At 59.1% G+C, this 21,412-nt stretch carries 20 protein-coding genes; 10 read left to right on the top strand and 10 right to left on the bottom strand.

Annotation, left to right across the window (positions count from 1 at the left end):
- The first annotated feature begins 30 nt into the window (after positions 1-30).
- From metF to F1529_RS01930, 7 genes are all read left to right on the top strand, one after another.
- A complete protein-coding gene (gene metF, locus F1529_RS01960) occupies positions 31-858 on the top strand; it encodes a methylenetetrahydrofolate reductase [NAD(P)H] (protein WP_155131663.1) in 828 nt (275 codons plus the stop codon).
- 426 nt (positions 859-1,284) lie between these two features.
- Positions 1,285-1,752 (top strand): aminoacyl-tRNA deacylase, encoded by a 468-nt coding sequence (locus F1529_RS01955; RefSeq protein WP_007150313.1) that lies wholly within the window; start codon positions 1,285-1,287, stop codon positions 1,750-1,752.
- Positions 1,753-2,171: 419 nt separating this feature from the next.
- Complete coding sequence (pyk, locus tag F1529_RS01950) at positions 2,172-3,665, top strand: pyruvate kinase (RefSeq protein WP_155131660.1); 1,494 nt, start codon at positions 2,172-2,174, stop codon at positions 3,663-3,665.
- A gap of 251 nt (positions 3,666-3,916) precedes the next feature.
- Positions 3,917-4,858 (top strand): DegV family protein, encoded by a 942-nt coding sequence (locus F1529_RS01945; RefSeq protein ID WP_155131657.1) that lies wholly within the window; start codon positions 3,917-3,919, stop codon positions 4,856-4,858.
- Between the two features lie 173 nt (positions 4,859-5,031).
- Positions 5,032-5,973, top strand: coding sequence for a DegV family protein (locus F1529_RS01940; protein WP_155131654.1), 942 nt, complete (start codon positions 5,032-5,034; stop codon positions 5,971-5,973).
- A 183-nt stretch (positions 5,974-6,156) separates the two neighbouring features.
- A complete protein-coding gene (locus F1529_RS01935) occupies positions 6,157-6,375 on the top strand; it encodes a hypothetical protein (RefSeq protein WP_007151188.1) in 219 nt (72 codons plus the stop codon).
- Between the two features lie 18 nt (positions 6,376-6,393).
- Complete coding sequence (locus F1529_RS01930) at positions 6,394-7,548, top strand: hypothetical protein (protein WP_155131651.1); 1,155 nt, start codon at positions 6,394-6,396, stop codon at positions 7,546-7,548.
- A gap of 56 nt (positions 7,549-7,604) precedes the next feature.
- Here the strand turns inward: F1529_RS01930 and F1529_RS01925 are convergent, their stop codons facing one another.
- Both F1529_RS01925 and F1529_RS01920 read right to left on the bottom strand, forming a co-directional pair.
- The gene (locus tag F1529_RS01925) at positions 7,605-8,003 is read right to left on the bottom strand and encodes a GFA family protein (RefSeq protein WP_230457679.1); all 399 of its coding nucleotides are present in this window, start codon (positions 8,001-8,003) and stop codon (positions 7,605-7,607) included.
- A 191-nt stretch (positions 8,004-8,194) separates the two neighbouring features.
- Positions 8,195-9,067: a LysR family transcriptional regulator gene (locus tag F1529_RS01920; protein ID WP_007148345.1), complete on the bottom strand. Its 873-nt coding sequence runs from the start codon at positions 9,065-9,067 to the stop codon at positions 8,195-8,197.
- 176 nt (positions 9,068-9,243) lie between these two features.
- Between F1529_RS01920 and F1529_RS01915 the strand changes: the two genes are divergently transcribed.
- Positions 9,244-10,353 (top strand): S-(hydroxymethyl)glutathione dehydrogenase/class III alcohol dehydrogenase, encoded by a 1,110-nt coding sequence (locus F1529_RS01915; protein ID WP_155131645.1) that lies wholly within the window; start codon positions 9,244-9,246, stop codon positions 10,351-10,353.
- Between the two features lie 125 nt (positions 10,354-10,478).
- On the top strand, positions 10,479-11,330 hold the full coding sequence (fghA, locus tag F1529_RS01910) for an S-formylglutathione hydrolase (RefSeq protein WP_155131642.1): 852 nt from the start codon (positions 10,479-10,481) through the stop codon (positions 11,328-11,330).
- A gap of 61 nt (positions 11,331-11,391) precedes the next feature.
- On the opposite strand, the gene F1529_RS01905 is transcribed toward fghA, so the two are convergent.
- From F1529_RS01905 to F1529_RS01890, 4 genes are all read right to left on the bottom strand, one after another.
- Positions 11,392-12,741: an amidohydrolase gene (locus tag F1529_RS01905; RefSeq protein WP_155131639.1), complete on the bottom strand. Its 1,350-nt coding sequence runs from the start codon at positions 12,739-12,741 to the stop codon at positions 11,392-11,394.
- A gap of 83 nt (positions 12,742-12,824) precedes the next feature.
- Positions 12,825-13,427 (bottom strand): glutathione S-transferase family protein, encoded by a 603-nt coding sequence (locus tag F1529_RS01900; protein ID WP_155131636.1) that lies wholly within the window; start codon positions 13,425-13,427, stop codon positions 12,825-12,827.
- A 541-nt stretch (positions 13,428-13,968) separates the two neighbouring features.
- A complete protein-coding gene (locus F1529_RS01895) occupies positions 13,969-14,949 on the bottom strand; it encodes a nitronate monooxygenase family protein (RefSeq protein ID WP_155131633.1) in 981 nt (326 codons plus the stop codon).
- 244 nt (positions 14,950-15,193) lie between these two features.
- Complete coding sequence (locus tag F1529_RS01890; protein ID WP_155131630.1) at positions 15,194-16,216, bottom strand: AraC family transcriptional regulator; 1,023 nt, start codon at positions 16,214-16,216, stop codon at positions 15,194-15,196.
- 143 nt (positions 16,217-16,359) lie between these two features.
- Between F1529_RS01890 and F1529_RS01885 the strand changes: the two genes are divergently transcribed.
- Complete coding sequence (locus F1529_RS01885) at positions 16,360-17,280, top strand: sterol desaturase family protein (RefSeq protein ID WP_155131627.1); 921 nt, start codon at positions 16,360-16,362, stop codon at positions 17,278-17,280.
- A gap of 132 nt (positions 17,281-17,412) precedes the next feature.
- Here the strand turns inward: F1529_RS01885 and F1529_RS01880 are convergent, their stop codons facing one another.
- From F1529_RS01880 to F1529_RS01865, 4 genes are all read right to left on the bottom strand, one after another.
- Positions 17,413-18,699: an MATE family efflux transporter gene (locus tag F1529_RS01880; RefSeq protein ID WP_155136872.1), complete on the bottom strand. Its 1,287-nt coding sequence runs from the start codon at positions 18,697-18,699 to the stop codon at positions 17,413-17,415.
- A gap of 219 nt (positions 18,700-18,918) precedes the next feature.
- Positions 18,919-19,998, bottom strand: coding sequence for a patatin-like phospholipase family protein (locus F1529_RS01875; protein ID WP_370456932.1), 1,080 nt, complete (start codon positions 19,996-19,998; stop codon positions 18,919-18,921).
- A gap of 126 nt (positions 19,999-20,124) precedes the next feature.
- A complete protein-coding gene (locus F1529_RS01870; protein WP_155131624.1) occupies positions 20,125-21,027 on the bottom strand; it encodes an alpha/beta fold hydrolase in 903 nt (300 codons plus the stop codon).
- 63 nt (positions 21,028-21,090) lie between these two features.
- Positions 21,091-21,375 (bottom strand): pyrimidine/purine nucleoside phosphorylase, encoded by a 285-nt coding sequence (locus tag F1529_RS01865; RefSeq protein ID WP_007150934.1) that lies wholly within the window; start codon positions 21,373-21,375, stop codon positions 21,091-21,093.
- Positions 21,376-21,412: the final 37 nt, after the last annotated feature.

The raw sequence follows: 21,412 nt of genomic DNA, 5'->3' as shown, positions 1-21,412 counted from the left end.
GTGATGCGTGCAGCATGAAGCGAGCTCGTTATGAAACGAATCAGTTTTGAGTTTTTCCCTCCCAAGACAGAACAGGGAAAGGAAAAGCTGCTGGCGACCCAACAAAAACTGCAGGTGAAGAACCCGGAGTTTTTTTCCTGCACCTTTGGCGCCGGCGGATCCACCCGTGACAACACCCGCGACATGGTCAACAAGCTGCGCGAGCAGCATGGCGATACCGCACCGCACCTGAGCTGCATTGGCCAGAGCCGCGAGGAAATTCTCGAGCTGGTGAACGGTTACAAAGCGGCAGGCGTCACCCGCATTGTCGCCCTGCGTGGCGACCTGCCCTCCGGCATGGGCTACGCCCAGAGCGAGATCAAGTACGCCGACGAACTGGTGCAATTGATCCGTCAGGAAACCGGCGATCACTTCACCCTGGAAGTCGCCGCCTATCCGGAAATGCACCCGCAGGCCCGCAGCTTTGAAGACGACATTGCTCACTTCAAGCGCAAGGTCGACGCTGGCGCCAACAGCGGCCTGACACAGTATTTCTATAATGCCGATGCCTACGGCTATTACATGGATGCGCTGCACAAGGCCGGCTGCAATGCCCCCGTCTACCCGGGCATCATGCCGATTCTCAATGTGGCCAACCTGCTGCGTTTTTCCAGCACCTGCGGTGCCGATGTGCCACGCTGGCTGCAAAGCAAACTCAACGACATCAAGGACGACGATGCTGCAGTAAAAGCCTTTGGCGAAGAAGTGGTCACCCGGCTGTGCGAACGGCTGCTGGCCATGGGCGCACCGGGCCTGCATTTCTACACCATGAACCAGGCAGGCCCGAATCTGCGCATTCTCGACAATCTGGGAATGTGACAAGAGACGCTGCACGCAACATGCTTCACGCGGCAACGCGGGTTGGGTTAAGTGCCATACGGCAACCGCCCTGCCCGCGAAAGGTCAATTGAAAGTTCAAAGTGGAAAGTTGAAAAGCGCAAAACCCTGGAACTTTTCCAGCTTTCCTTTTCTATTTCTTGTAGCTCGTAGCTCGTAGCTCGTAGCTCGTAGCTCGTAGCTCGTAGCTCGTAGCTCGTAGCTCGTAGCTCGTAGCTCGTAGCTCGTAGCTCGTAGCTATGCTTTTCCGCTATAAACATTAGCGCATATTTGTATTTCTCCTCCTTCCTCACTCGCCCTACCCTTAATCAGACACACCGTCACGGAGCGTCTCCTGCGCACCCGCCACAAGCAGGTTGTCAGGCCGCTCCCCAATCCCGGTGACTCGATTCCGGGAGGAGGTTCATCATGCCCGCCCGCGCGCTGGCCGATTTTCTCGATAACAACGGCGTGAATTATCACTGCTACAACCACCCGCCCGCTGTTACCGCTTCAGAGGTAGCACAGTCCGCCCATATTCCCGGCCGGCATATGGCCAAGACCGTGATTGTGGACGTGGATGGAAAGCTGGCCATGGCCGTGCTGCCTGCCAATCAATATCTGGACCCGGAAAAATTACGCCTGGCCCTGCAGGCCAATCGCGTTGAGCTGGCCAGCGAAGACGACTTCAAGGATTGCTTCCCGCTCTGCGAACCCGGTGGCGAGCCCCCCTTCGGGAATCTGTACAACATGAACGTGTATGTGGACGACACCTTGCTCAGCGAAGACTGGCTTGCCTTTAACGCGGGCACGCATACAGAAGTGATAAAAATGGGCATGGGCGATTTTCTTCGCCTCAGTCAGGCCCAGGCGTGTGCCTTTGCCATGCTGCATTGATTCCCTGCCATCGGTTTCCCCTTTCCCCGCCTTCCAGGCGGGGCTTCTTTCTTCAGGTTCATCGCGGATTAGAGTGAATAACACGCTTTTCGCCGTCTGACGGGCTTATCACAAATACCCGGCACTTTGCCAAACGCTGGACGCCGAATACCTGACGTAGAACCCCCATAGCCTGAGAGGTTGCCGTTTTTGCGCAGAGAGCATGGCGACCAAGGTTTTTAGGTTTTGAAGTCAAGCGTCCACCGTCGGGCATCCGGCGTCCTACGGTTACCAGGGCAGGATAATGAGACAAGTTCTGAAACCCGCTGATCACTCAATTCCGCAATGAACCTTTCTTTAAGGATTAAAGTGAACCTCACAGGCCCATGCCTCGCCGGCTGTCATCGTTCGTTCGCGTCCCCATGGTATGCTAAGGCGAAATGATTGATGGAAAGACACGCATGCCCTCTCGCACCCCTCAGCACCCGCTTCGTCGTACCAAGATTGTTGCCACCGTTGGCCCCGCCTCTGCACCGGAACCCATGCTCGACACACTGATCGGTGCGGGCGTGAACGTCTTCCGGCTGAATTTTTCCCACGGCACGGCAGAGACCCACCGGGATACCACCGACAAGATTCGCCGCTGCGCCGAGCAACGCGGCCAGCACGTGGCCATTCTGGCGGATCTGCAGGGACCCAAAATCCGCATTGGCTGCTTCCGTGACGGCCCCATCATGCTCAGCGCCGGGCAGCCCTTTACCCTGGACACGGCCCTGCCGGATGACGCCGGCGATGCCGAACAAGTCGGCGTCAGCTATCCGCCTCTACCCACCGATTGTCAGGCCGGGGATATTCTGCTGCTCAATGACGGCCTGCTGGAACTGGAAGTGAACGCCATCAACGGCACCCGTGTGGAATGCACCGTGCGGGTGGGGGGCGAACTGTCTGATCACAAAGGTGTCAACCGCAAGGGCGGCGGCCTCAGTGCCCGCGCCCTCACCGAAAAAGATCTGGCCGATATCCTTACCGCCGCCGACATGGATGTGGATTTCCTGGCCCTGTCCTTTCCCCGCGATGCCGCTGATGTGGAAGAGGCTCGCCGCCGCTACCAGAGCGCCGGCGGCAAAGGTGGCATCATTGCCAAAATTGAGCGCGCAGAAGCGGTGGCGGATGACGACACCCTGGACGCGATCATCGTGGCCTCAGACGGGGTCATGGTGGCCCGCGGCGATCTGGCGGTGGAAATTGGTGATGCGGAGCTGGTCGGCGTGCAGAAGCACATCATCCGCCGGGCGCGGGCGCTGAACCGTTTCGTGATCACCGCCACCCAGATGATGGAATCCATGATCCACAGCCCCCAGCCGACTCGGGCGGAAGTCTCCGACGTGGCCAACGCGGTGCTGGATGGCACCGATGCGGTGATGCTGTCAGCGGAAACCGCAGTGGGGGATTTCCCCGCTGAAACCGTGCAGGCCATGGACCGCATTATTCTTGGCGCCGAACGCACCTGGCAGGAACGCAGGACCGATCGGCCCATCAATGACCGTGCGGACAACATTGATGAAGTCATCGCCATGGCCGCCATGCAGGCCGCCAACCGGTTGAGCAACGTAGCGGCCATTATCGCCATGACGGAAACCGGCAACACCCCGCGGCTGATGTCACGGCTGCGCTCGGGCATGCCTATTTATGCCTTTACGCCCTACCCCTCAAGCCAGCGGCGGGTGGCGATTCTGCGCGGCGTTCATGCCATCCCCTTTGACAGCCACGCACTGGCCAGCGACACCGTCAACCGGCAGGCGGTGAGCATGCTGGAAGCCATGGGCGTGGTGCAGACCGGCGACCGGATTCTGATCACCAAGGGCAACTACGACGACGCCCACGGTGGCACCAATACACTGAAAATCGTGGAAGTGGGCGGCAATATTCAATAAGAGGGACGCTCTGCAAAATTAACCACACCGGTTTGATTTGCTGCCCTCCTCGCACACCCCGGCCGGCAAGACGCTTGGCGCTAGATGCCCGACGAAAAACCTGCAGCCTGCAGGTTTTCCAGTCAGGCATCTGGCATCCAGACTGCAGCGTTCAAATAACATTCCTACACCATTCCCATACGCAAAAAGACGCCAATAGCGGTACGCCCGTTCTAGACTGAAATCAAACAGGCTCCGTAAGGCGTATAACAATGAAAATCGGTCTGGTTGTGGATTCAGGTTGTGACCTGCCCAAAGACTTTATTGATGCCAACAACATCCTAGTGATGCCGGTTCCGATCCGCATCGGCAAGGAAATCTATGTGGATGACCGGGACCCACAGCGGGCCCGGGAATTCTATGCCCGCCACGAAATCGACAAGAGCCACGACGCAGAAACCGCGCCGCCCTCCGTAGAACAGATCCGCACCCTGTTACTGGACCATGCCGTGGGCGAATTCGATTACGCCCTGGTACAAACCGTTCCCAAGAGCCGCAGCCCCATTTACGACAACGCCACCGAAGCCGCCCATGCCATACTCTCCGGCTACAAAAAAGTCCGCGAGGCCGCCGGCCGGGAAGGGCCCTTCCGCATTCGTGTCAGCGACAGCCAGACCCTGTTCGCCGCACAGGGCGTCCTTGCCGCCGAAACCGTTCGCCTGATCAATGCCGGCACCAAAATTGGCGACATTCGCCAACGCATCAGCGATCTTACCCCCAAGACCACCGGCTATGCGGTGGTGCCAGACCTTTACTACGTGCACAAACGCGCCCGTAAAAAGGGAGACAAGAGCGTTGGCTTTGTCGGCGCGCTGATGGGCTCGGCCCTGGATATCAAACCGATTCTCTGCGCCCGCCGGGACCAGACCTTTCCGGTCGCCAAGGTGCGAGGCTTTGAAAGCGCAGTGGAAAAAATGTTTGCCCACGCCTGCCAATGCGTGGAAGACGGATTGCTGACACCGATTGTCTGCGTCAGTTACGCCGGCGACCCGGATGCCGCCTTCCAGATGCCCGGCTTCAACGCCCTGAAAGCCGCTACCGAGAAACACGATGTCCAGTTGCTGGTCAGCCATATGGGGCTCACCGGCGGCGTGAATATCGGCCCCGGCGCCATCAGCGTGGGGTTTATCACCGACCAGGAAAACTTCCAATAATCGCCGATTACCGGTCATTCGACCGGCCAAGCCGTTTGCCCCTTTTTTCCCGCGACAAACCCGTTAGTATGTCCGCGCACCGTGCACCAATAATGACGCTGGACAGAACGCAAAATAATCCCGGCGCAGGCACACAAAAGCACGATTGCCTCATTGGCTAACGGGAGAAAACAATGCAAATCGGTCTGGTGGTCGACGCAACGTGCGACCTGCCAAAACACTATATTGATCAACATCAGATACAGGTCCTGCCCATATCCATCCGCATCGGTGACGCTGTGTTTGTGGATAGTCGCGACCCTAAACAGCGCCAGGATTTTTACGCCGACAACCGGCTGGACAAAGGCCAGGACGCCGAATCCGTCCCCCTCGACACTGACGCGTTCCGCCAGTTCTTCCTCGACAGAATCGTCAGCCAGTACGACTATGCGCTGGTTCAAACGCTGCCCGCCAGCCGTAGCCCCATGTTCAACAATGCCACCCGCGCATCCCATGGCATCTTGCGCGACTACAAAGCGGTGCGAGCAGAAGCCGGCGTTGAAGGCCCTTTTGCCTTGCGGGTTACCGATAGCCAGACCCTGTTCTGCGGCCAGGCAGTGCTGGCTGCTGCCACCATCAACATGATTGGCAAGGGCATGCGCGTCAGCGCTGTCCGCAATCGGGTTAACGCGCTGATCCCGTTCACCAGCGGTTATTCTGTGGTCGATGATCTTTACTATGTGCAGAAACGTGCGCGCAAGAAAGGCGACAAAAGCGTCAGCTGGCTAAGCGCAAAACTGGGCAGCACGCTGGATATCAAGCCCATCCTCTGCGCACGGGCAGGCGAATCGTTTCCTGCAGACAAAGTGCGTGGTTACCCGGCCGCTGTGGAAAAAATGTTCACGCATGCCTGTGACTGCATTCGCCAGGGCCTGCTGGAACCTGTTGTCTGTGTCAGCTATGCCGGCGACGAAAACCGTATTGCCGAATTGCCTGGCTTCCGTGAATTAAAACTGTGCGCCAAACAACACGGCGTAGAACTGCTCAGCACCGGCATGAGCCTTACCGGTGGCGTCAATCTTGGCCCAGGTGCGGTCAATGTGGGCTTTATCAGCGAGACCACCACCTTCTCCTGACACCCTGGCGGCTCCGCTGGCTGCACAGGCAATCCATGCCTGCCTGTGCAGCCACACCTGCCGCTTTCTGACTTGTAAAATCTCCCCCCAGCGCTTTCTCAAGCGCCGCCCGAATACGGCTTTTCGGCAACAGTCTTCTTTCAGCTTTGCTGGCATAGTAGCGCCTGAATTGAAGGAGGAACCATGTCTGATTCCATCAGTACCTTGAAAAACAAGGGCTTGCCAGCCGATGCGCTGGCCTTTATCGAGTCCTTGCCCGCTGACCAGGCCAGCAAACTGGCGGACACCGTGCTCGCCGCACTGGAAACCAAAGACGCCCGCGTGGAAAAGGCCATGAATAATGCCTTGAACGTAGTGCCCGGGCCTTTCCGTCGCCCAGTCAAAAAGATGTTGTTCGGTTAAGTCAGCAGGAGACAGATCATGCATATTGAAACCCAGGCCGAGCTACTCAAGCTGAGCCGTCTGCTGGAAACCGACGAAGCCGACATGGCCTTTCTGGACGGCCAGGACCTGAATGCCCTGGCCGCGTTCCGTAACAGCGTTTCCAGTTTTTTCTATGAACAGCACCAGGACAGCTACCAGCGCCTGGCCGGTATCAGCAAGCTGGTGCCCACCGGTGCCAGCGCCAAACTGGCAACCACCGTGCTGGGGTCTGTGCTGGCCGCCGGCATCGCCTCCGAGCTACCCGCCGAGCGTGCCATCAAGCTGGCTGACAAGCTGCCCGACGATTTTCTTGCCAAGCTGTGCATCCACCTGGAGCCGACTTATTCCCGCGCCTTGCTGGCCACCATGCCCGACAAGATTGTCGCCACCGTTGCCAAGGCACTGCTGGCCATGAATGAGCACATCACCCTGGCCCGCTTTGTCGCTGTGATTCAGCCATCCGCCCTGAAGGCCGTGACCAGCACTGTTAATGACGGTGAAGCCATGGTGAAAATCGCGCTGTATCTGGAAGACAAAAGCAAACTCGACACCCTGCTTGGGCTACTCAGCGAGACCCAGCAACGGGCCACACTCAAAGCCGCCACGGACCATGAGCTGTGGCCCGCCGTGCTGTCACTGAATGGCCACCTGAACACCCAGCTCCGCGGCCAGATGGGCAACCTGGTGGCCGAACAGGGCGAAACCGTGCTGAGCCGTATCATTGAAGTCGCCAGTGACCAGCAGCTGTGGACCAACCTGCTGCAGGCAGTGAATGCCATGGACAATACCCATCAGCAGGCCGCGGTCAATGTGGCCAAGCTGCGCGAAGAGCACATCATGGAAAGCCTGATCACCACCGTGGCAGAAGAAAACAGCTGGGATGAATTACTGCCGCTGCTGCCGCTGCTGGACCATGCCCACTTGACCCCGGCACTGGATGTGCTCACCGAACGCCAACCCCAGACTCTGGATCAGGCACTCAGCCAGGCCCACGACAGCAACCTGCTGGGGCTGTTCGGGCACTTGCCGGAAGGAGAAGAGCAGCGTGTTGCCAAGGCACTGAAAAGCCACGCGACGGATAGCTGGCAGGCATTCGTTGCGCGTAACAGCGATGCTCAGGAAATCGCCTCCCTCAAAGCCCAGCTGGGCTGAGAGGCGTTAGCTGCGAGGCCGGGTTGCGGCTACCCCGCACCCGGCCCCGACGACGATCACGAACGACCCGCCGGGTACTGCGGCAAGTCATCGTCGATGGACCACCAGTTACAGGCTGAATCCACGTAAAAGTGAAACGCCGGCCGAGTCACCAACGGCTCATTCAACAACCCCGCCCGGATACGCACCACACCCGGCAGGCTTTCAAGGCGACTCAACACCGGCGAACCGCACTCGCGACAGAACACTCTCTGCTTGCCCGGCGTTGACTCATACCCTTTCAATAAATCTTCCCCACGCACCCAGCGCAACTGCGTCGTATCCACCGGAATATTGGTAACCAATGCGGCGCCCTGTGCCTTGCGACACTGCTGGCAGTGGCACACCTGTATCGGCTCCAGCTCACCGTCAATCTCGAACGCGACGCCACCGCAAAGACAACTTCCTGTGTACATATTCATTCCATTTCAGTTGCTGTAGGAGCGCCACTGGCGGCGCGATTACCTGAGTATCGAGTTGCGAAAAGCGATTTTCGAAATTCAAAACCTGAAAACCACATTGTTTACGGTTTTCGCTACTCGATACTCGCAGCTGCTTTTATCGCGCCGCCAGCGACGCTCCTACAAAAGAATGTTTCGGCACCTTATCAACGCGCCATATGCTCCACCAGAAAGTCCACGAACTGACGCACCTTCGGTGACAAGTGCCGATGACGGGGATACACCACCCACACCGCCGTGTGGGTGCAGGCATACTGATCCAGCACCGACACCAGATCGCCGCGTGCCAGATCGTCCGCCACATAATAATCCGGCAATTGCACCAGCCCGATGCCCTTGCGCGCTGCGTCCAGCAAGGCCACTCCGGAGTTGCCTTTCCAGTTCCCCTGCACCTTGCTGTGGCGATGCTGGCCGTCCACATCGAAGGCCCACTGCTCCGAGGACCCCTGCAGGCAATTATGGCCACCCAACTCGCCCAGGGTATGGGGCCGGGCATGGCGCTCGAAATACGCCGGCGATCCCACCACATATTCCCGCCGGGGGCAGAGCCTGCGGGCAATCAGGGAGGAGTCCGGCAAGGCCCCGGTGCGGATCGCCACGTCGAACCCCTCATCCACGATATCCACCCGCCGGTTGGTGAAATCCAGCTGCACTGACAACTGCGGATGGCACGCCAGAAAGTCGTTGACCAGCGGCGCGATAAAACGCTCGCCAAAGGTGGTGGCGCAGGTCAACCGCAACACACCGGTGGGCTGCTGCTGGAAGTCACTGATCGCATTCAGTGCTTCCTGAAACCCATCGAACAACTGGCAACAGTGATCAAAGTAAACCGCGCCGGCATCCGTCAGGGTAAGCCGCCGGGTGGTGCGGTACAGCAACTGCGTCCCCAACTGGGTTTCCAGCCGCGCCACCAGCCGGCTCACGTGAGAGCTGGAGACCCCCAGGTCCCGGGCGGCGCGCGCAAAGGATCCCAGCCGCACCACCTCCACGAAGGCCTCAATTCGGTCCCAATGCTGCATTGTTGCTCCTGAGCAATAATCTATTGCCGAATTGTGCCTTATAGCCTGATTCGTGTCTGCGTATAGTGAATCCACTTACTCGTGGTTCGTTCGGCCGATCCAACGACGTAAACCGGCATCAGCCGGTCTGCGCGGGGCCCAACCACCACTCAAATGCCGTTATCGCTGGAGTCATCATGAAATCACGCGCCGCTGTGGCCTGGGAAGCAGGCAAACCCCTGGTTATCGAAGAAGTTGATGTGGCTGGCCCGAAAGCCGGTGAAGTGCTGGTGCAGATCGTCGCCACCGGTGTCTGCCACACGGACGCCTACACCCTGTCCGGGAAAGATCCGGAAGGGCTGTTCCCTTCCATTTTCGGCCATGAAGGCGCCGGTATCGTTCAGGAAGTGGGCGAAGGCGTCACCAGCCTGAAACCCGGCGACCATGTGATTCCGCTCTATACCGCCGAATGCCGCCAGTGCAAATTCTGCCTCAGCGGCAAGACCAACCTGTGCCAGGCGGTACGCGCCACCCAGGGCAAGGGTCTGATGCCGGATAACACCAGCCGCTTTTCCCTGAACGGCAAACTGCTGCACCACTACATGGGCACCAGCACTTTCTCCGAGTACACCGTGGTACCGGAAATCTCCCTGGCCAAGGTGAGCAAGGAAGCGCCGCTGGACAAGATCTGTCTGCTCGGCTGCGGCGTTACCACCGGCATTGGCGCAGTACTCAATACCGCCAAGGTAGAAGCAGGATCCACCGTGGCGGTGTTCGGCCTCGGCGGTATCGGCCTGTCGGTGATTCAGGGTGCGGTGATGGCCAAGGCTGAACGTATCATTGCCATCGACACCAACCCGACCAAGGAAACCCTGGCACGCCAGTTTGGCGCCACCGACTTTATCAACCCGAAGGATTACAACGATTCGATCCAGGAAGTGATTGTCGAACTCACCGACGGCGGCGTGGATTATTCCTTCGAGTGCATCGGTAACGTGAACGTGATGCGCTCTGCCCTGGAGTGCTGTCACAAGGGCTGGGGTGAATCCATCGTTATCGGCGTGGCCGGTGCCGGCGAAGAAATTTCCACCCGCCCGTTCCAGCTGGTCACCGGCCGGGTCTGGAAAGGCTCCGCGTTCGGCGGCGTCAAAGGCCGCACGGAATTACCCGGTTACGTGGATCGCTACATGAAAGGCGAGATCAAGATTGATGAATTCGTCACCCACACCATGGGACTTGAAGACATCAACACAGCGTTTGATTTACTGCACGAAGGAAAAAGCATTCGCTCGGTGATTCTTTTTTAAGAGGCAATAAATTCCGACCGTAGGAGCACCTCTCGAGGTGCGAACCAGCTTGAGAGAGACCCTTCCGGCCAAGGTTCGCACCTCGAGAGGTGCTCCTACAGCGGCTTCGTTAGAAAGGTTAAATCATGTCTGATATCGAACTGGTTTCTGCCACCAAATCGTTTGGTGGCTGGTTGAAGCGCTACAAACATCGCAGCCAGGTACTCAACTGCGAAATGATCTTTGCCATTTATCTACCCCCAGCGGCAGAAGCGAATGACGTTCCACTGCTGTGGTGGCTGTCCGGGCTGACCTGCACGGATGAAAATTTCATGCAGAAAGCCGGCGCTCACAAAACTGCCGCGGAACTGGGGCTGGCGATTGTCTGCCCGGATACCAGCCCGCGCGGCACCGACCTGCCCGGTGAGCATGAAAGCTACGACTTTGGCTCCGGCGCCGGCTTCTATGTGAATGCCACCCAATCACCCTGGAGCCAGCACTACCGCATGTACGACTATGTGACGGAAGAATTGCCGGCGCTGGTACAGGAACATTTCCCACTCACCGGCAAGCAGGCCATCAGCGGCCATTCCATGGGCGGCCATGGCGCACTCATCTGCGCCCTGAAAAACCCGCGCCGCTACACCTCGGTCTCCGCCTTCGCCCCGATCAGCAACCCGATGCAATGCCCCTGGGGCGAAAAAGCGTTGGCCGGCTACATGGGCGACAACAAGGATAACTGGAAAGCCTGGGATAGCTGCGAGCTGCTGAAGGAAAAAGGAAGTGCGTTACCACTGATGGTCGATCAGGGGGATGCGGATAATTTCTATACCGATGGACAGCTACGCCCGGAAGCACTAAGCGCGGCCTGCGAAGAAGCCGGCGTACCGATCACCCTGCGCATGCAGCCCGGTTACGGCCATTCCTATTTCTTTATCGCCAGCTTTATCGACGACCATCTGAAGTACCACTTTCACCATCTGAGTCAGCCAGCGTAGCCGCTCGCTGTACAGGTCGACCCAGGAAAAACCTGGGCCGACCTGCCCTTCTCTCACATCACTACTTCGCCTGAAAGGCGTCCAGCAACAGGGCGCTGTTGGCTTCAACCGCCGTGGTAATCGCCAGTGCGGGATTTTCGATACGGAATTTCGGGTTGTGATTCAGAGGCGGCAACTCCCCTGTCTGCATGTAGTTCTTCATCACATCCGCGGCGCCGCCACCCACTTCCACAAACAGGGTTTCAGCGCCTTCGATACCCGCCACCAGCATGGGAAAATCCTCGGACCCCATTACCGGGGGAATACCCGGCATCAACCGTTTCTTACCCAGGCTGGCGGACAGGGTGGCATTGGCCTGCTCGGCCAGGGAAGGCGCATTCACCACCGGTTCCGCATAACCGAGCATGGTGTAGGTGGGGGCTCGCTCTTCGGGAACACCCGCCGCATCGGCGATGCCCTGGGTTTCACGCTTGATGGCATCGAGCAGGGTCTGGCGGGTGGATTTTTCATACCAGCGCAGATTCACTTTCAGGGTGCCGGTTTCGGGAATCACGTTATGGGCTTCCCCCACCTGCATGGCGCCTACGGTCAACACGGCGGGTTCCTGGGCCGGAATATTACGGCTCACAATGGTCTGATACGCCATCACCGTACGCGCCCCCATGACCACCGGATCGATGGTGCCTTCCGGCCGGGAACCATGGCCTCCGATACCGGTAAGATGAACATCCAGCTGGTCACTGCCGGCCATGCGACGCCCGGCTTTTACCGCCACAGTACCCGACGGCCATACCGGGTAGATGTGTGCCGAAATCAACAACGAGGGCTCTGGTACCTTGTCGTACAAGCCGTCGTCCACCATGGCCTGAGCCCCGGCAATCAGTTCTTCCGCTGGCTGCCCCACCAACACCAGGGTGCCGGACCAGCTATCGCGGGTTTCCATCATTACCTTGGCAATACCCAGCAACCAGGCGGTGTGCGCATCATGGCCACAGGCATGGGAAACGTACTGGCTGCTGCCATCGTCGAGCGTAACCTGTTTCTTGCTGGCATAGGGCAGGCCGCTGTCTTCCTTCACCGGCAGGGCATCCATGTCGCTGCGGAACATGATGACCGGCCCTTCGCCATTTTTCAGTACTGCCGCCAGCCCCGTTTGCGCAATACCGGTATGCACCTTGTAACCCATTTTTTTCAGCTTTTTGGCCACCAGCGCAGCAGTCTCGTCCAGTTGAAAGGCCAATTCCGGGTTGGCGTGAACCTGCTGGAAAATCGCCTCCAGATCCTGGCTCTGCGCCTGGGCCAGCTGGCGAACCGTCTCACTTAATGCCGGTGAAATCGCCGCGCCTGACAGGCCCGGCAGCGCCAAAGCGGCCGCCACCAGCGGCCCCCGAAGAATGTTGGCTGTGAACATGCTCTCTCCCGTGATTCATTTTTGGAATTGTATTTCATAAATGAATCACGGCGGCCCGGCCCGGTCAAGAAAAGCCCCGCCCCTTATGCCAGAAGTGGGACATAGCCCGGCTGCCCGCGGACCGCATCCAGCCAGGCCCTGACGCCGGGATAGGCCTGCAACGAAAAACCGCCTTCATCCGCCACATGGGTGTAGGCGTACAAGGCAATGTCCGCAATGGAGTAGCGCCCACCCACGAAGAAAGGCTCGGCCTGTAAATGCCGCTCCATCACTGCCAGTGCCTCATGCCCCTTTTGCTGTTTCTCTTGCAAGGCATCCGCATATTTTTCCGGTTCACCCAGCACATGCAGCCAGTAACGGGAAGTCGCAATATTGGGTTCGTGGTTGTACTGCTCGAAGAACATCCACTGCAGCACCTGGGCCTGTTCAAAGGCATCAACGGGCATTAGCTGGCTGTCTCGCGCCAGATACCAGAGCGCCGCATTGGATTCCGGCAGGGCTCTTCCCTCCGGGGTTACCAGCACCGGGATACGGCCGTTAGGGTTGATCGCGAGGAAGTCGTCGCTGCGGGTTTCGCCACGAGTAATGTCTTTTTCCACTCGCTCGAAAGGGACACCAAGCTGTGCCATGGCCAGGCGTAATTTGTAGCAGTTACCGGAAGAGGCAAATTCATACAGGCGATACATATCAGATCCTTCTGATAAGGAATCAAGCACCCCGGCGACAGAATTTCACCGCACCGGGAATCGGGCATCGAGACTGCCTTGTTTCAGAAAAGCGCACAACCACCGGCTTGTCGAGCCACCCTGCTAAATGCATCGCGGTACAGCCGCAAAGCAGCATACAAAAGGTTCATCGCGGAATTGAGTGATCAGCCAGCTCCAGAACTTGTCTCATTATCCCGACTTGGCAGCCGCTGGACGCCGGATGCCCGACGAAGGACGCTTGCATTCAAAACCTGAAAACCTTGGCCGCCATACTCTCTGTGCAAAGTGCATGACCCGATTATTGCCATCAATGATAGCCTCTCAGGCTATGGCGGTTTACGTCAGGCATCCGGCGTCGAGCGTTTGGCAAAGTGCCGGGTATTCGGGATAAACCAGGCAGATGGCGAGAAACGTGTTAGTCACTTTAATCCGCGAAGAACCTAAAAAAAGCCAGGGCATTGCCCTGGCTGGCTCGGGAGAACATAACTTTATTTCAGGAAAATAGTTCTTCAGCGCCTTCCTAGCTTTTCATGATTTCGGCCAGGCGCTGATTAATGGTGCCGGTACATTCGCTGATGATGTCATCGATAATCTCTGCACAGCTCGGGTAACTGTCGATCAGGCCCTGCACCATGCCAGACGTCCAGATACCACCATCGATTTCACCGGAAGTGAGCGCAGCCTTGCCCTTCACGCCGGCAACCAGATCCACGATATAGTCGAACTTCATGTCCTGACCTTTTTCGCGTTCGATTTCATTAACTTTGGTGGCCACCCGGTTTTTGTAAACGCGGGCGGTGTTTTTCAACGGGCGGAAGATCAAAGCGGTGTCCAGTTCGGAGGCTTCGGCAATGGCCTTTTTCATGTTTTCGTGTACCGGGGCTTCTTTGGAAGCCAGGAAACGGGTACCCATATTGATGCCGTCGGCACCCAGCGCCAGACACGCCGCCATCTGTGCCCCCGTACCGATACCACCGGACGCCAACATGGGAATCTTCAACACGCGGGCGGCGGCCGGCAACAGTACCAGGTTGGGGATATCATCTTCACCGGGGTGGCCGGCACATTCGAACCCATCCACGGATACCGCGTCCACACCCACTTTTTCCGACTTGAGCGCATGCCGCACGGACGTACATTTGTGCACCACCTTCACCCCGTATTCCTTGAACAGGGGCATGTGCGGTTCCGGGTTACGGCCGGCGGTTTCCACCACGGTGACACCGTTTTCACAAATCACCCGGGCGTATTCCTCGTAGGGCACCGGCTTGATGGTCGGCAGAATGGTCAGGTTCACACCGAAGGGCTTGTCGGTCATTTCCTTGCAGCGTTTGATTTCCTTGTCCAGGTCTTCCGGGGTCGGCTGCGTGAGGGCGGTGATAATGCCCAGACCGCCGGCATTGGAAACAGCGGCGGCAAGCTCCGCATAACCCACGTTCTGCATGCCGCCCTGAACGATCGGGTACTCAATGCCCAGCAATTCGGTAATACGCGTTTTCATCGATGTTCCTCTCTCATAGTGCCTGTCTCCACCAGCCTCTCAGTTCAGCGTCGTTTCAACGTATAGAGGGCGTCTCGCGGAGCACGATGGCGGGAAATTAATCACGCCGCACGGCGTGCCAGCAATGACCGGAATTCTCACCGACTGGATTGGTTCGGGTAGCAACGCCGACAACCATAGCCCAACACCCGCTGAATTCGCGGCCTGCGCGTTTCGCCGATCCACGTCGGCCGAAAGCACCAAACTACACAGCATTTTCTGTTTTGTATGCCATGGCGGTCTGTTTTCTGGCCCGTGCCGGAGTGGTGCCGGTCCAGCGGCGGTAGGCCCGACTGAAGGCACTGTGCTCGGAGAACCCCAGCAACAGGGCAATATCCCCCAGGGTCAGCGACAGGTCGGCCAGATAGTGGCGGGCCAGTTGTTCGCGGGTACGGTCCAGCAATTCCCGCCAGGTTAATTGCCGTTCCGCGAGGCGCCGTTGCAGGGTACGCACGGACATATGCAGCTCCGCTGCCAGGCGCGGCAGGGTCACCGCCGCTTCCGGCATCAATCGCACCATTGCCTGTTGCAAGGCCCGGTCAAAACTGTCGGAATCCGGCAGCGCCAGCAGCATGGCCTGGGCCTGCCGGTCCAGCAGGCTGCGCATGCTCGGGTCGCTGTGCGGCAAGGCAATGGCAAGAAAATGGACAGGAAAGGCAACGCAGGTATGCGCCTGAGCGAACTGGACCGGGCACCCGAAGAAAGCTTCAAACGCCGCCCGGATCGACGGCCCGGGGGCCGGGAAGGCGAAGGCAACGCGGGTCGGCACCGGTGGTGTATCCACCTGCCGACGCAGGAAGCTGACCAAGGCCGCGATAGCCACACTGTCCGCCAGCTCCCCGGTGGAATCCGCTCCGGGCCAGCGCACCAGCATCTGATCACCTTGCCCCACCACCTCCACCATATCCTGACCATAGAACAAGGTCTCATAGCGCTGGTAAGCCAGCATGGCTTCGCCCAGAGTCCGGCAGGTGAGAATCAGATAGCCCAGCATGCCCACGTGGCGGGGCTGGATCATGGCGCCGATTTCCAGCCCCGGCGCCAACCGCTCCGGGCGCAACAACACTGCCTGCTGAAGCAGATCCCGCCACAGCGGTAACGGCACCACATCCGCTGGCGAACGGCTGTCCAGTACTGTGCGTAATGCGGGGGCGGGCAGGTTTTCCCGGTCCAGCCAGTCGGTCAGCAACTGAACCCAGGCACCGGTGACTCGCATGGCAGCGGCCATGGTCTCTCCTTGCGGGTGACATTTACCCTGTTGGCGTAAATTGTCAAAAATAAGGCATAGAGAGTCAATACTATCAGCCGCGCTTGTCGCACACTGCCAACATCAACACTCCACCGCGCTCCTCACCGAGCTTCGAGGTTTCTATGGCACTGATGGACTGGTTCAACACTATCTGGCTGAACAGCGGGTTGGCACCCCTATGGAATGTCCTGCCCGACTGGCTGGCCCTGGATGCCCGACAGCTGATTTTTGTCGTGGCGACGCCGCTTTTTATTGGCCTGTTCCTGTGGGAGTACCGCAAAATTCGCCACAACAAGAAACTGGTGGATGGTCGTGAATCCTGGCTGAATTTCATGCTGGGGGCGGGCTACCAGACCACCGAGCTGCTATTCGCCGGGCTGATTGCCTTCCCACTTTATGCCTTTGCGTATCAGCACCGATTGCTCGACATTGAGCTCAACGTCTTTACCGCCATCGCCCTGTGGTTCCTGGTGGATTTCTGCTACTACGGTTTCCATCGCACCTCGCACCGGGTGCGCTGGTTCTGGGCCGCCCATGTGACCCACCACTCTTCCGAGCGGATGAATTTCTCCACCGCCATGCGCCAGAATGCCACCAACATTTTCAACGGCGGCTGGTTGTTCTATGTGCCGCTGGCCTTTCTCGGTTACAACCCTGTATGGATAGGGGTGTGCTATGCACTATCGCTGGTGTACCAGTATTTCATCCACACCACCCTGGTGGGCAAACTGCACCCGGCCATCGAATATATCTTCAATACGCCCAGCCACCACCGGGTACACCACGGCCGCAATCCGGAATATATCGACCGGAACTACGCGGGCGTTTTCATCATCTGGGACCGCCTGTTCGGCACCTTTGTGGAAGAAAAAGACGACCAACCGGTGGAATACGGCATCACCCGCCCGGTGTACAGCAATAGCCTGGTGGTGAACTGGTGCCACGAATACGTGGACATGTTCCGGGCTATAGGCCAGAAAGGACCACTAATACAACGCCTGAAACATCTATGGAAACCACCGGAATGGGAGAGGGAGCAATAGTGAGTTGAAAGTTTAAAGTTGAAAAGCGCGGGACAGCGCGGTAATAACGGAAATCCCGTGCCCGCGCACTGAGTATTTTTGGGGCGACCCGCGGCGGCAAAATGACCGACTGGCACCCACCTTGCTCGCGTTTTAACTTTCAACTTGGAACTTTGAACGGACGCCCGCCAGCGCCTGCTGATAGAAACCCCACGCCATCACCCCGGCAAGCACATTGCCGAATGCCGCGCCCAGGGCAAAGCCACCAAAGCCACCCAACTCGAAGCCCAGCCACAACAACGGCAGGTAACACAGGAACAAACGCAAAAAAGAAATCAGCATGGCGCGCATGGGCCAGCCCAACGCATTGCTGGCCGATACCACCAACATGCAAACGCCCAGAAAACCATAGCTGGGCGGCATCCAGCGAATCAGCACGGTCAGGTAGGCCTGCACCGCCGGGGTGTCGACCAATACGCTGGCCAGCGGTGCCGCCAGCAACGCCATGACCAGCCCCAGCAGCACCTGCCAGGTGATCACCATGCCCGCCGCCACCTGCATCAGCCGCCGCACAGTGGCCCAGTCGTTGCCGCCATAACAGCGTCCCAGCCAGGGCGGCAGCGCCATGGTCATGCCCAACACCAACACGATGGAAAAACTTTCCAGCCGGCTGGCCATGCCCCAGGCGGCCACCGCCTGGTCACCGGAGCGGGCCACCAGCGCCGTGGCCACCATGGCCGCCAGCGGCGGCATCAGCTGGCTGATCATGGCCGGGCCAGCAATGTGTACAAACGGCCAGGCCGACGCACGCATCTGCACCAGCATGCCGGTACGTTGCACCCAACCCTTGCCCCGCAAAGACAGGGCCACAATCACCCCACCGATGGAAAACGCCAGCAGTGTCGCCAGCGCCGCACCGGCCAGGCCAAAGCCCTGCCAATCACCAATACCAAAAATCAGGATCGGGTCGAACAACAGATTCAGCAGGCTGGTGAGCACCATCATCATGCCGGGAAAACGCGTGTTGCCGTGGGCGCGAAACAGGCTGTAGCCAAAGTACACGACCCCACCGACCCACATGGCCGGCACCTGCAAGGCCCAGAAGGGCCGGATCATGGCGCGAATCTCTTCACTGGCGCCGAGCAACGCAAAGGCAGGCTCCTGGATCAACCACAGCACCAGCACCAGCATGCCCTGCAGCACACCACCACCAACCAGCACCAGCGCCCCCAGCCGGTTGGCCTGCTCCTGCTGGCCGGCACCGATAGCCCGGGAAATCAGCGCGGCAATGGCGATGCCGATGCCCACCTGCACACCGATGACCAGAAACGCCAACGGAAAGGTGAACGACTGGGCCGCCAGCGGCGCCGTACCCAGCCGAGCCACGAAGATACTGTCGACCAGATAAAACCCCAGCAGGGACATGACGCCCAAGGCCATGGGCCAGGTCTGCTGCCAGAGCTGGCGGACAAGAGTCATTGTTGAGAGGCTGGATTCAGTCACGGGCGATCCGGGTCAATGGGAAAACGTGGCGAGGGTAACACGTTCCCCCGTAGGAGCGACGCTCTCTGTGCCCTACAGGGATGAGCCGCGAACCTGCTTGAGGCAGGCCGTGCCAAGCACGATTCGCGGCTCAAGCGCCGCTCCTACGGAGGGTCTTTACAGCGGTTGCAGGCGGTCCACCAGTTTGCCGGTTTCCACCAGCTCCAGAAATTCATCACCCAGCCGCTGGCTTTCGGCCACCGCCTTGCGCCAATACGCCTCACGGCCAGCATCATCGCCAAGGTAATGTTTGAAGTCCGTGCGGTCGGGCAGCTTGCCGTGGGGCAGGCTGGCCAGATACTCCCGGGACGGGGACACCAGCAACAGGCGCCGCAACCGCTGCGGGTCACCGTTGCGCCAGCGCAGGGGCTTGTCGAACCAGCCGGGGATCACCCGATCGGTGAAGTGCGGGTACAGCACGATGCCGTCGCTCTGGTAAGGCAGGTCCAGGTGATAGTCGAGCATGCCCCCGTCGCGATAGACGCCATCCGGGGCGCCGGGCAAGGCCGTCACTCCATCCAGCACCATGGGGATGGCGGCACTGGCCAGCAACGCTGCGCGCAAATTGTCCGCCTGCAAGTCCACGTGGTGGGTGGTGAAATCATTGAGCGGGCCCACCGGCAAATCCGCGCCTCGCGGGTAGACCAACCCACGCTCCATAAACAGGCCCGTGGCACGGCGGCTGAGCAGGTTGGTACCAATCAACCCCGCCAAACCCAGCCCCAGGCCCAGACCGCCGCGGCGGGCCATCAGCCCACGGCTGCGAATCACCACGATTACCAACCGATAATCCGGGTTATGCAAGATACGCTGGTCGCGATCCTGTAATAGTTCCGACAACATCTGCTCGCAGCGATGGCTCACATCTTTCGCCGTAATGCCCTTGGGGAAACGCTGCCGGGTGTAAAGTTCGGCCAGGCGGGACAAGCCGGTGCGGGCATCGCCCATGGTAATGGCGGCAAACCGCCAGCTGCCAATGGAGGCACCAATCAAGGTACGCGGGCGCGGCGCCGACGGCAGAAAATCCCCGAACACCGCCTGATCCAGGCCGTTGATCCCCAACGCCTTCGGGCCACCGGCCGCCCCGGGAACGATGTCCACATCGGCGGCCCGCAGGCCATGCTCGCGTAAATGCGCAATCGCATCGCTGCCCGCGCGCAGAGTCAGCGCCGGGGCTGAGGTATGAATGGCGACCACCCGATATCTCCGATATCCGCTCCAGAAAGGCCCGTTATGCTAGCGAGAAACGGGGGCAGAGCGAAATAGCATTCCACTATCAGCAAAGAGAAGCAGCACGCACCACGCCGCAGGCGACACGCAAAATCACTCTGTGTCGGCCAAAAAATCACCCAATGCGCGGGTAAACGCCAGTGGCTGGCTCATCAGCGGCACATGCCCGGATCTGGGCAGAACAACATGTCGGGCACCGATCAAACGGGCAAACTCGGCCTGCCCCTGGGCGGGATACAGGGGGGAGCGGGCGCCGGTAATCACCGTGGCCGGCACTCCCCAATCGGCCGCAGAGGACCGGTAGTCATGGGCACCAAACAGGTAGGCATTCAGGTACGCACGGATATCCGCCAGTTCCGTCACCGGCAACACCCGCGCCCATAGCGACGACCAGCGGGCCGTTGCACTGAAGGCGGAGTGCAGCCCCCGACGGCCAGCAATCTGCCCGAGGATATCGGTCAACCTTGACAGGATGGCCGCGCGCAACCCCGGCGCCAGGTTGGCAATGCGGCCCTGGTCTGGCGCACCGTCCAGCAAAGCCAGCAGCTCACGCAACTGGGCGAAGAAATGCCCCTGCCGCGCGCCGAACAACCCGTGAGACCAGTCCGCCTTGTTATCGGTACAGGGCGACTGATCAATATGCAGGTAGCATTTTACCGGAGAAAAATCCCCATGAGCATGCCAGTGCAGGCTGGTGGTCGCCCCCAGGGAATAACCCACCAACGGGAAATCGCGCAGGCCAAAATGGTGAACCAGGTCTTCCATGTCCTGCATGTGATTGTGGAACACATCCGCCTGGTTGAAACGGGCCGCTGCCGAACCGCCAGCACCGCGCAAATCAGGAATCACAAACTGGAAACGACGCAGAAAGGGGAACACGAAGGGAAGCCAGTCACGGCCTTGCATCCCCAGGCCATGCAGCATCAGCACCGGCTGACCTCGGCCCAGCAAACGCACGCGCAGCGTGGCACCATCCCTGGCAGGAAATAACGGCATCAGGCTCCCCCTGGTGTTGGCACCTGTTTTTCGCAGGTGCTCTTATTCTTTTGGCCGTGCAGATTATTCGCCGTACAGGCAAAGATAGGCCGTATCGATGGCCACTTTTACCTGAAATTTCTGGTTCGCCTCAATCTCGAAAGTCTCACCGGCAGCAAACGTCTGCCAGTCGGCACTGCCCGGCAGTTTCACCGTCAGGGCACCACTGGTCACCGTCATGGTTTCATACTCACTGGTGCCGAATTCATAATCCCCCGGCGCCATCACACCCACGGTGGCCGGCTTGGATTCGGTTTGAAAGGCGATGGATGCCACTTTGGCATCGAAGTATTCGTTGACCTTGAACATACAAGCAACTCCGCTGATTCAATGGAGGCGCGAGTAT

Source organism: Alcanivorax sp. VBW004 (genome assembly GCF_009718865.1).
GTDB lineage: Bacteria > Pseudomonadota > Gammaproteobacteria > Pseudomonadales > Alcanivoracaceae > Alcanivorax.
Note: the sequence above shows the minus strand (reverse complement) of the source record. Positions and strands in the feature narration are given on the sequence as shown.

What these genes read in the sequence shown, in the direction of transcription:
- metF (WP_155131663.1), top strand. Translation starts at nt 31, where the DNA reads ATGAAACGAATCAGTTTTGAGTTTTTCCCTCCCAAGACAGAACAGGGA.
- F1529_RS01955 (WP_007150313.1), top strand. Translation starts at nt 1,285, where the DNA reads ATGCCCGCCCGCGCGCTGGCCGATTTTCTCGATAACAACGGCGTGAAT.
- pyk (WP_155131660.1), top strand. Translation starts at nt 2,172, where the DNA reads ATGATTGATGGAAAGACACGCATGCCCTCTCGCACCCCTCAGCACCCG.
- F1529_RS01945 (WP_155131657.1), top strand. Translation starts at nt 3,917, where the DNA reads ATGAAAATCGGTCTGGTTGTGGATTCAGGTTGTGACCTGCCCAAAGAC.
- F1529_RS01940 (WP_155131654.1), top strand. Translation starts at nt 5,032, where the DNA reads ATGCAAATCGGTCTGGTGGTCGACGCAACGTGCGACCTGCCAAAACAC.
- F1529_RS01935 (WP_007151188.1), top strand. Translation starts at nt 6,157, where the DNA reads ATGTCTGATTCCATCAGTACCTTGAAAAACAAGGGCTTGCCAGCCGAT.
- F1529_RS01930 (WP_155131651.1), top strand. Translation starts at nt 6,394, where the DNA reads ATGCATATTGAAACCCAGGCCGAGCTACTCAAGCTGAGCCGTCTGCTG.
- F1529_RS01925 (WP_230457679.1), bottom strand. Translation starts at nt 8,003, where the DNA reads ATGTACACAGGAAGTTGTCTTTGCGGTGGCGTCGCGTTCGAGATTGAC.
- F1529_RS01920 (WP_007148345.1), bottom strand. Translation starts at nt 9,067, where the DNA reads ATGCAGCATTGGGACCGAATTGAGGCCTTCGTGGAGGTGGTGCGGCTG.
- F1529_RS01915 (WP_155131645.1), top strand. Translation starts at nt 9,244, where the DNA reads ATGAAATCACGCGCCGCTGTGGCCTGGGAAGCAGGCAAACCCCTGGTT.
- fghA (WP_155131642.1), top strand. Translation starts at nt 10,479, where the DNA reads ATGTCTGATATCGAACTGGTTTCTGCCACCAAATCGTTTGGTGGCTGG.
- F1529_RS01905 (WP_155131639.1), bottom strand. Translation starts at nt 12,741, where the DNA reads ATGTTCACAGCCAACATTCTTCGGGGGCCGCTGGTGGCGGCCGCTTTG.
- F1529_RS01900 (WP_155131636.1), bottom strand. Translation starts at nt 13,427, where the DNA reads ATGTATCGCCTGTATGAATTTGCCTCTTCCGGTAACTGCTACAAATTA.
- F1529_RS01895 (WP_155131633.1), bottom strand. Translation starts at nt 14,949, where the DNA reads ATGAAAACGCGTATTACCGAATTGCTGGGCATTGAGTACCCGATCGTT.
- F1529_RS01890 (WP_155131630.1), bottom strand. Translation starts at nt 16,216, where the DNA reads ATGGCCGCTGCCATGCGAGTCACCGGTGCCTGGGTTCAGTTGCTGACC.
- F1529_RS01885 (WP_155131627.1), top strand. Translation starts at nt 16,360, where the DNA reads ATGGCACTGATGGACTGGTTCAACACTATCTGGCTGAACAGCGGGTTG.
- F1529_RS01880 (WP_155136872.1), bottom strand. Translation starts at nt 18,699, where the DNA reads ATGGCCTTGGGCGTCATGTCCCTGCTGGGGTTTTATCTGGTCGACAGT.
- F1529_RS01870 (WP_155131624.1), bottom strand. Translation starts at nt 21,027, where the DNA reads ATGCCGTTATTTCCTGCCAGGGATGGTGCCACGCTGCGCGTGCGTTTG.
- F1529_RS01865 (WP_007150934.1), bottom strand. Translation starts at nt 21,375, where the DNA reads ATGTTCAAGGTCAACGAATACTTCGATGCCAAAGTGGCATCCATCGCC.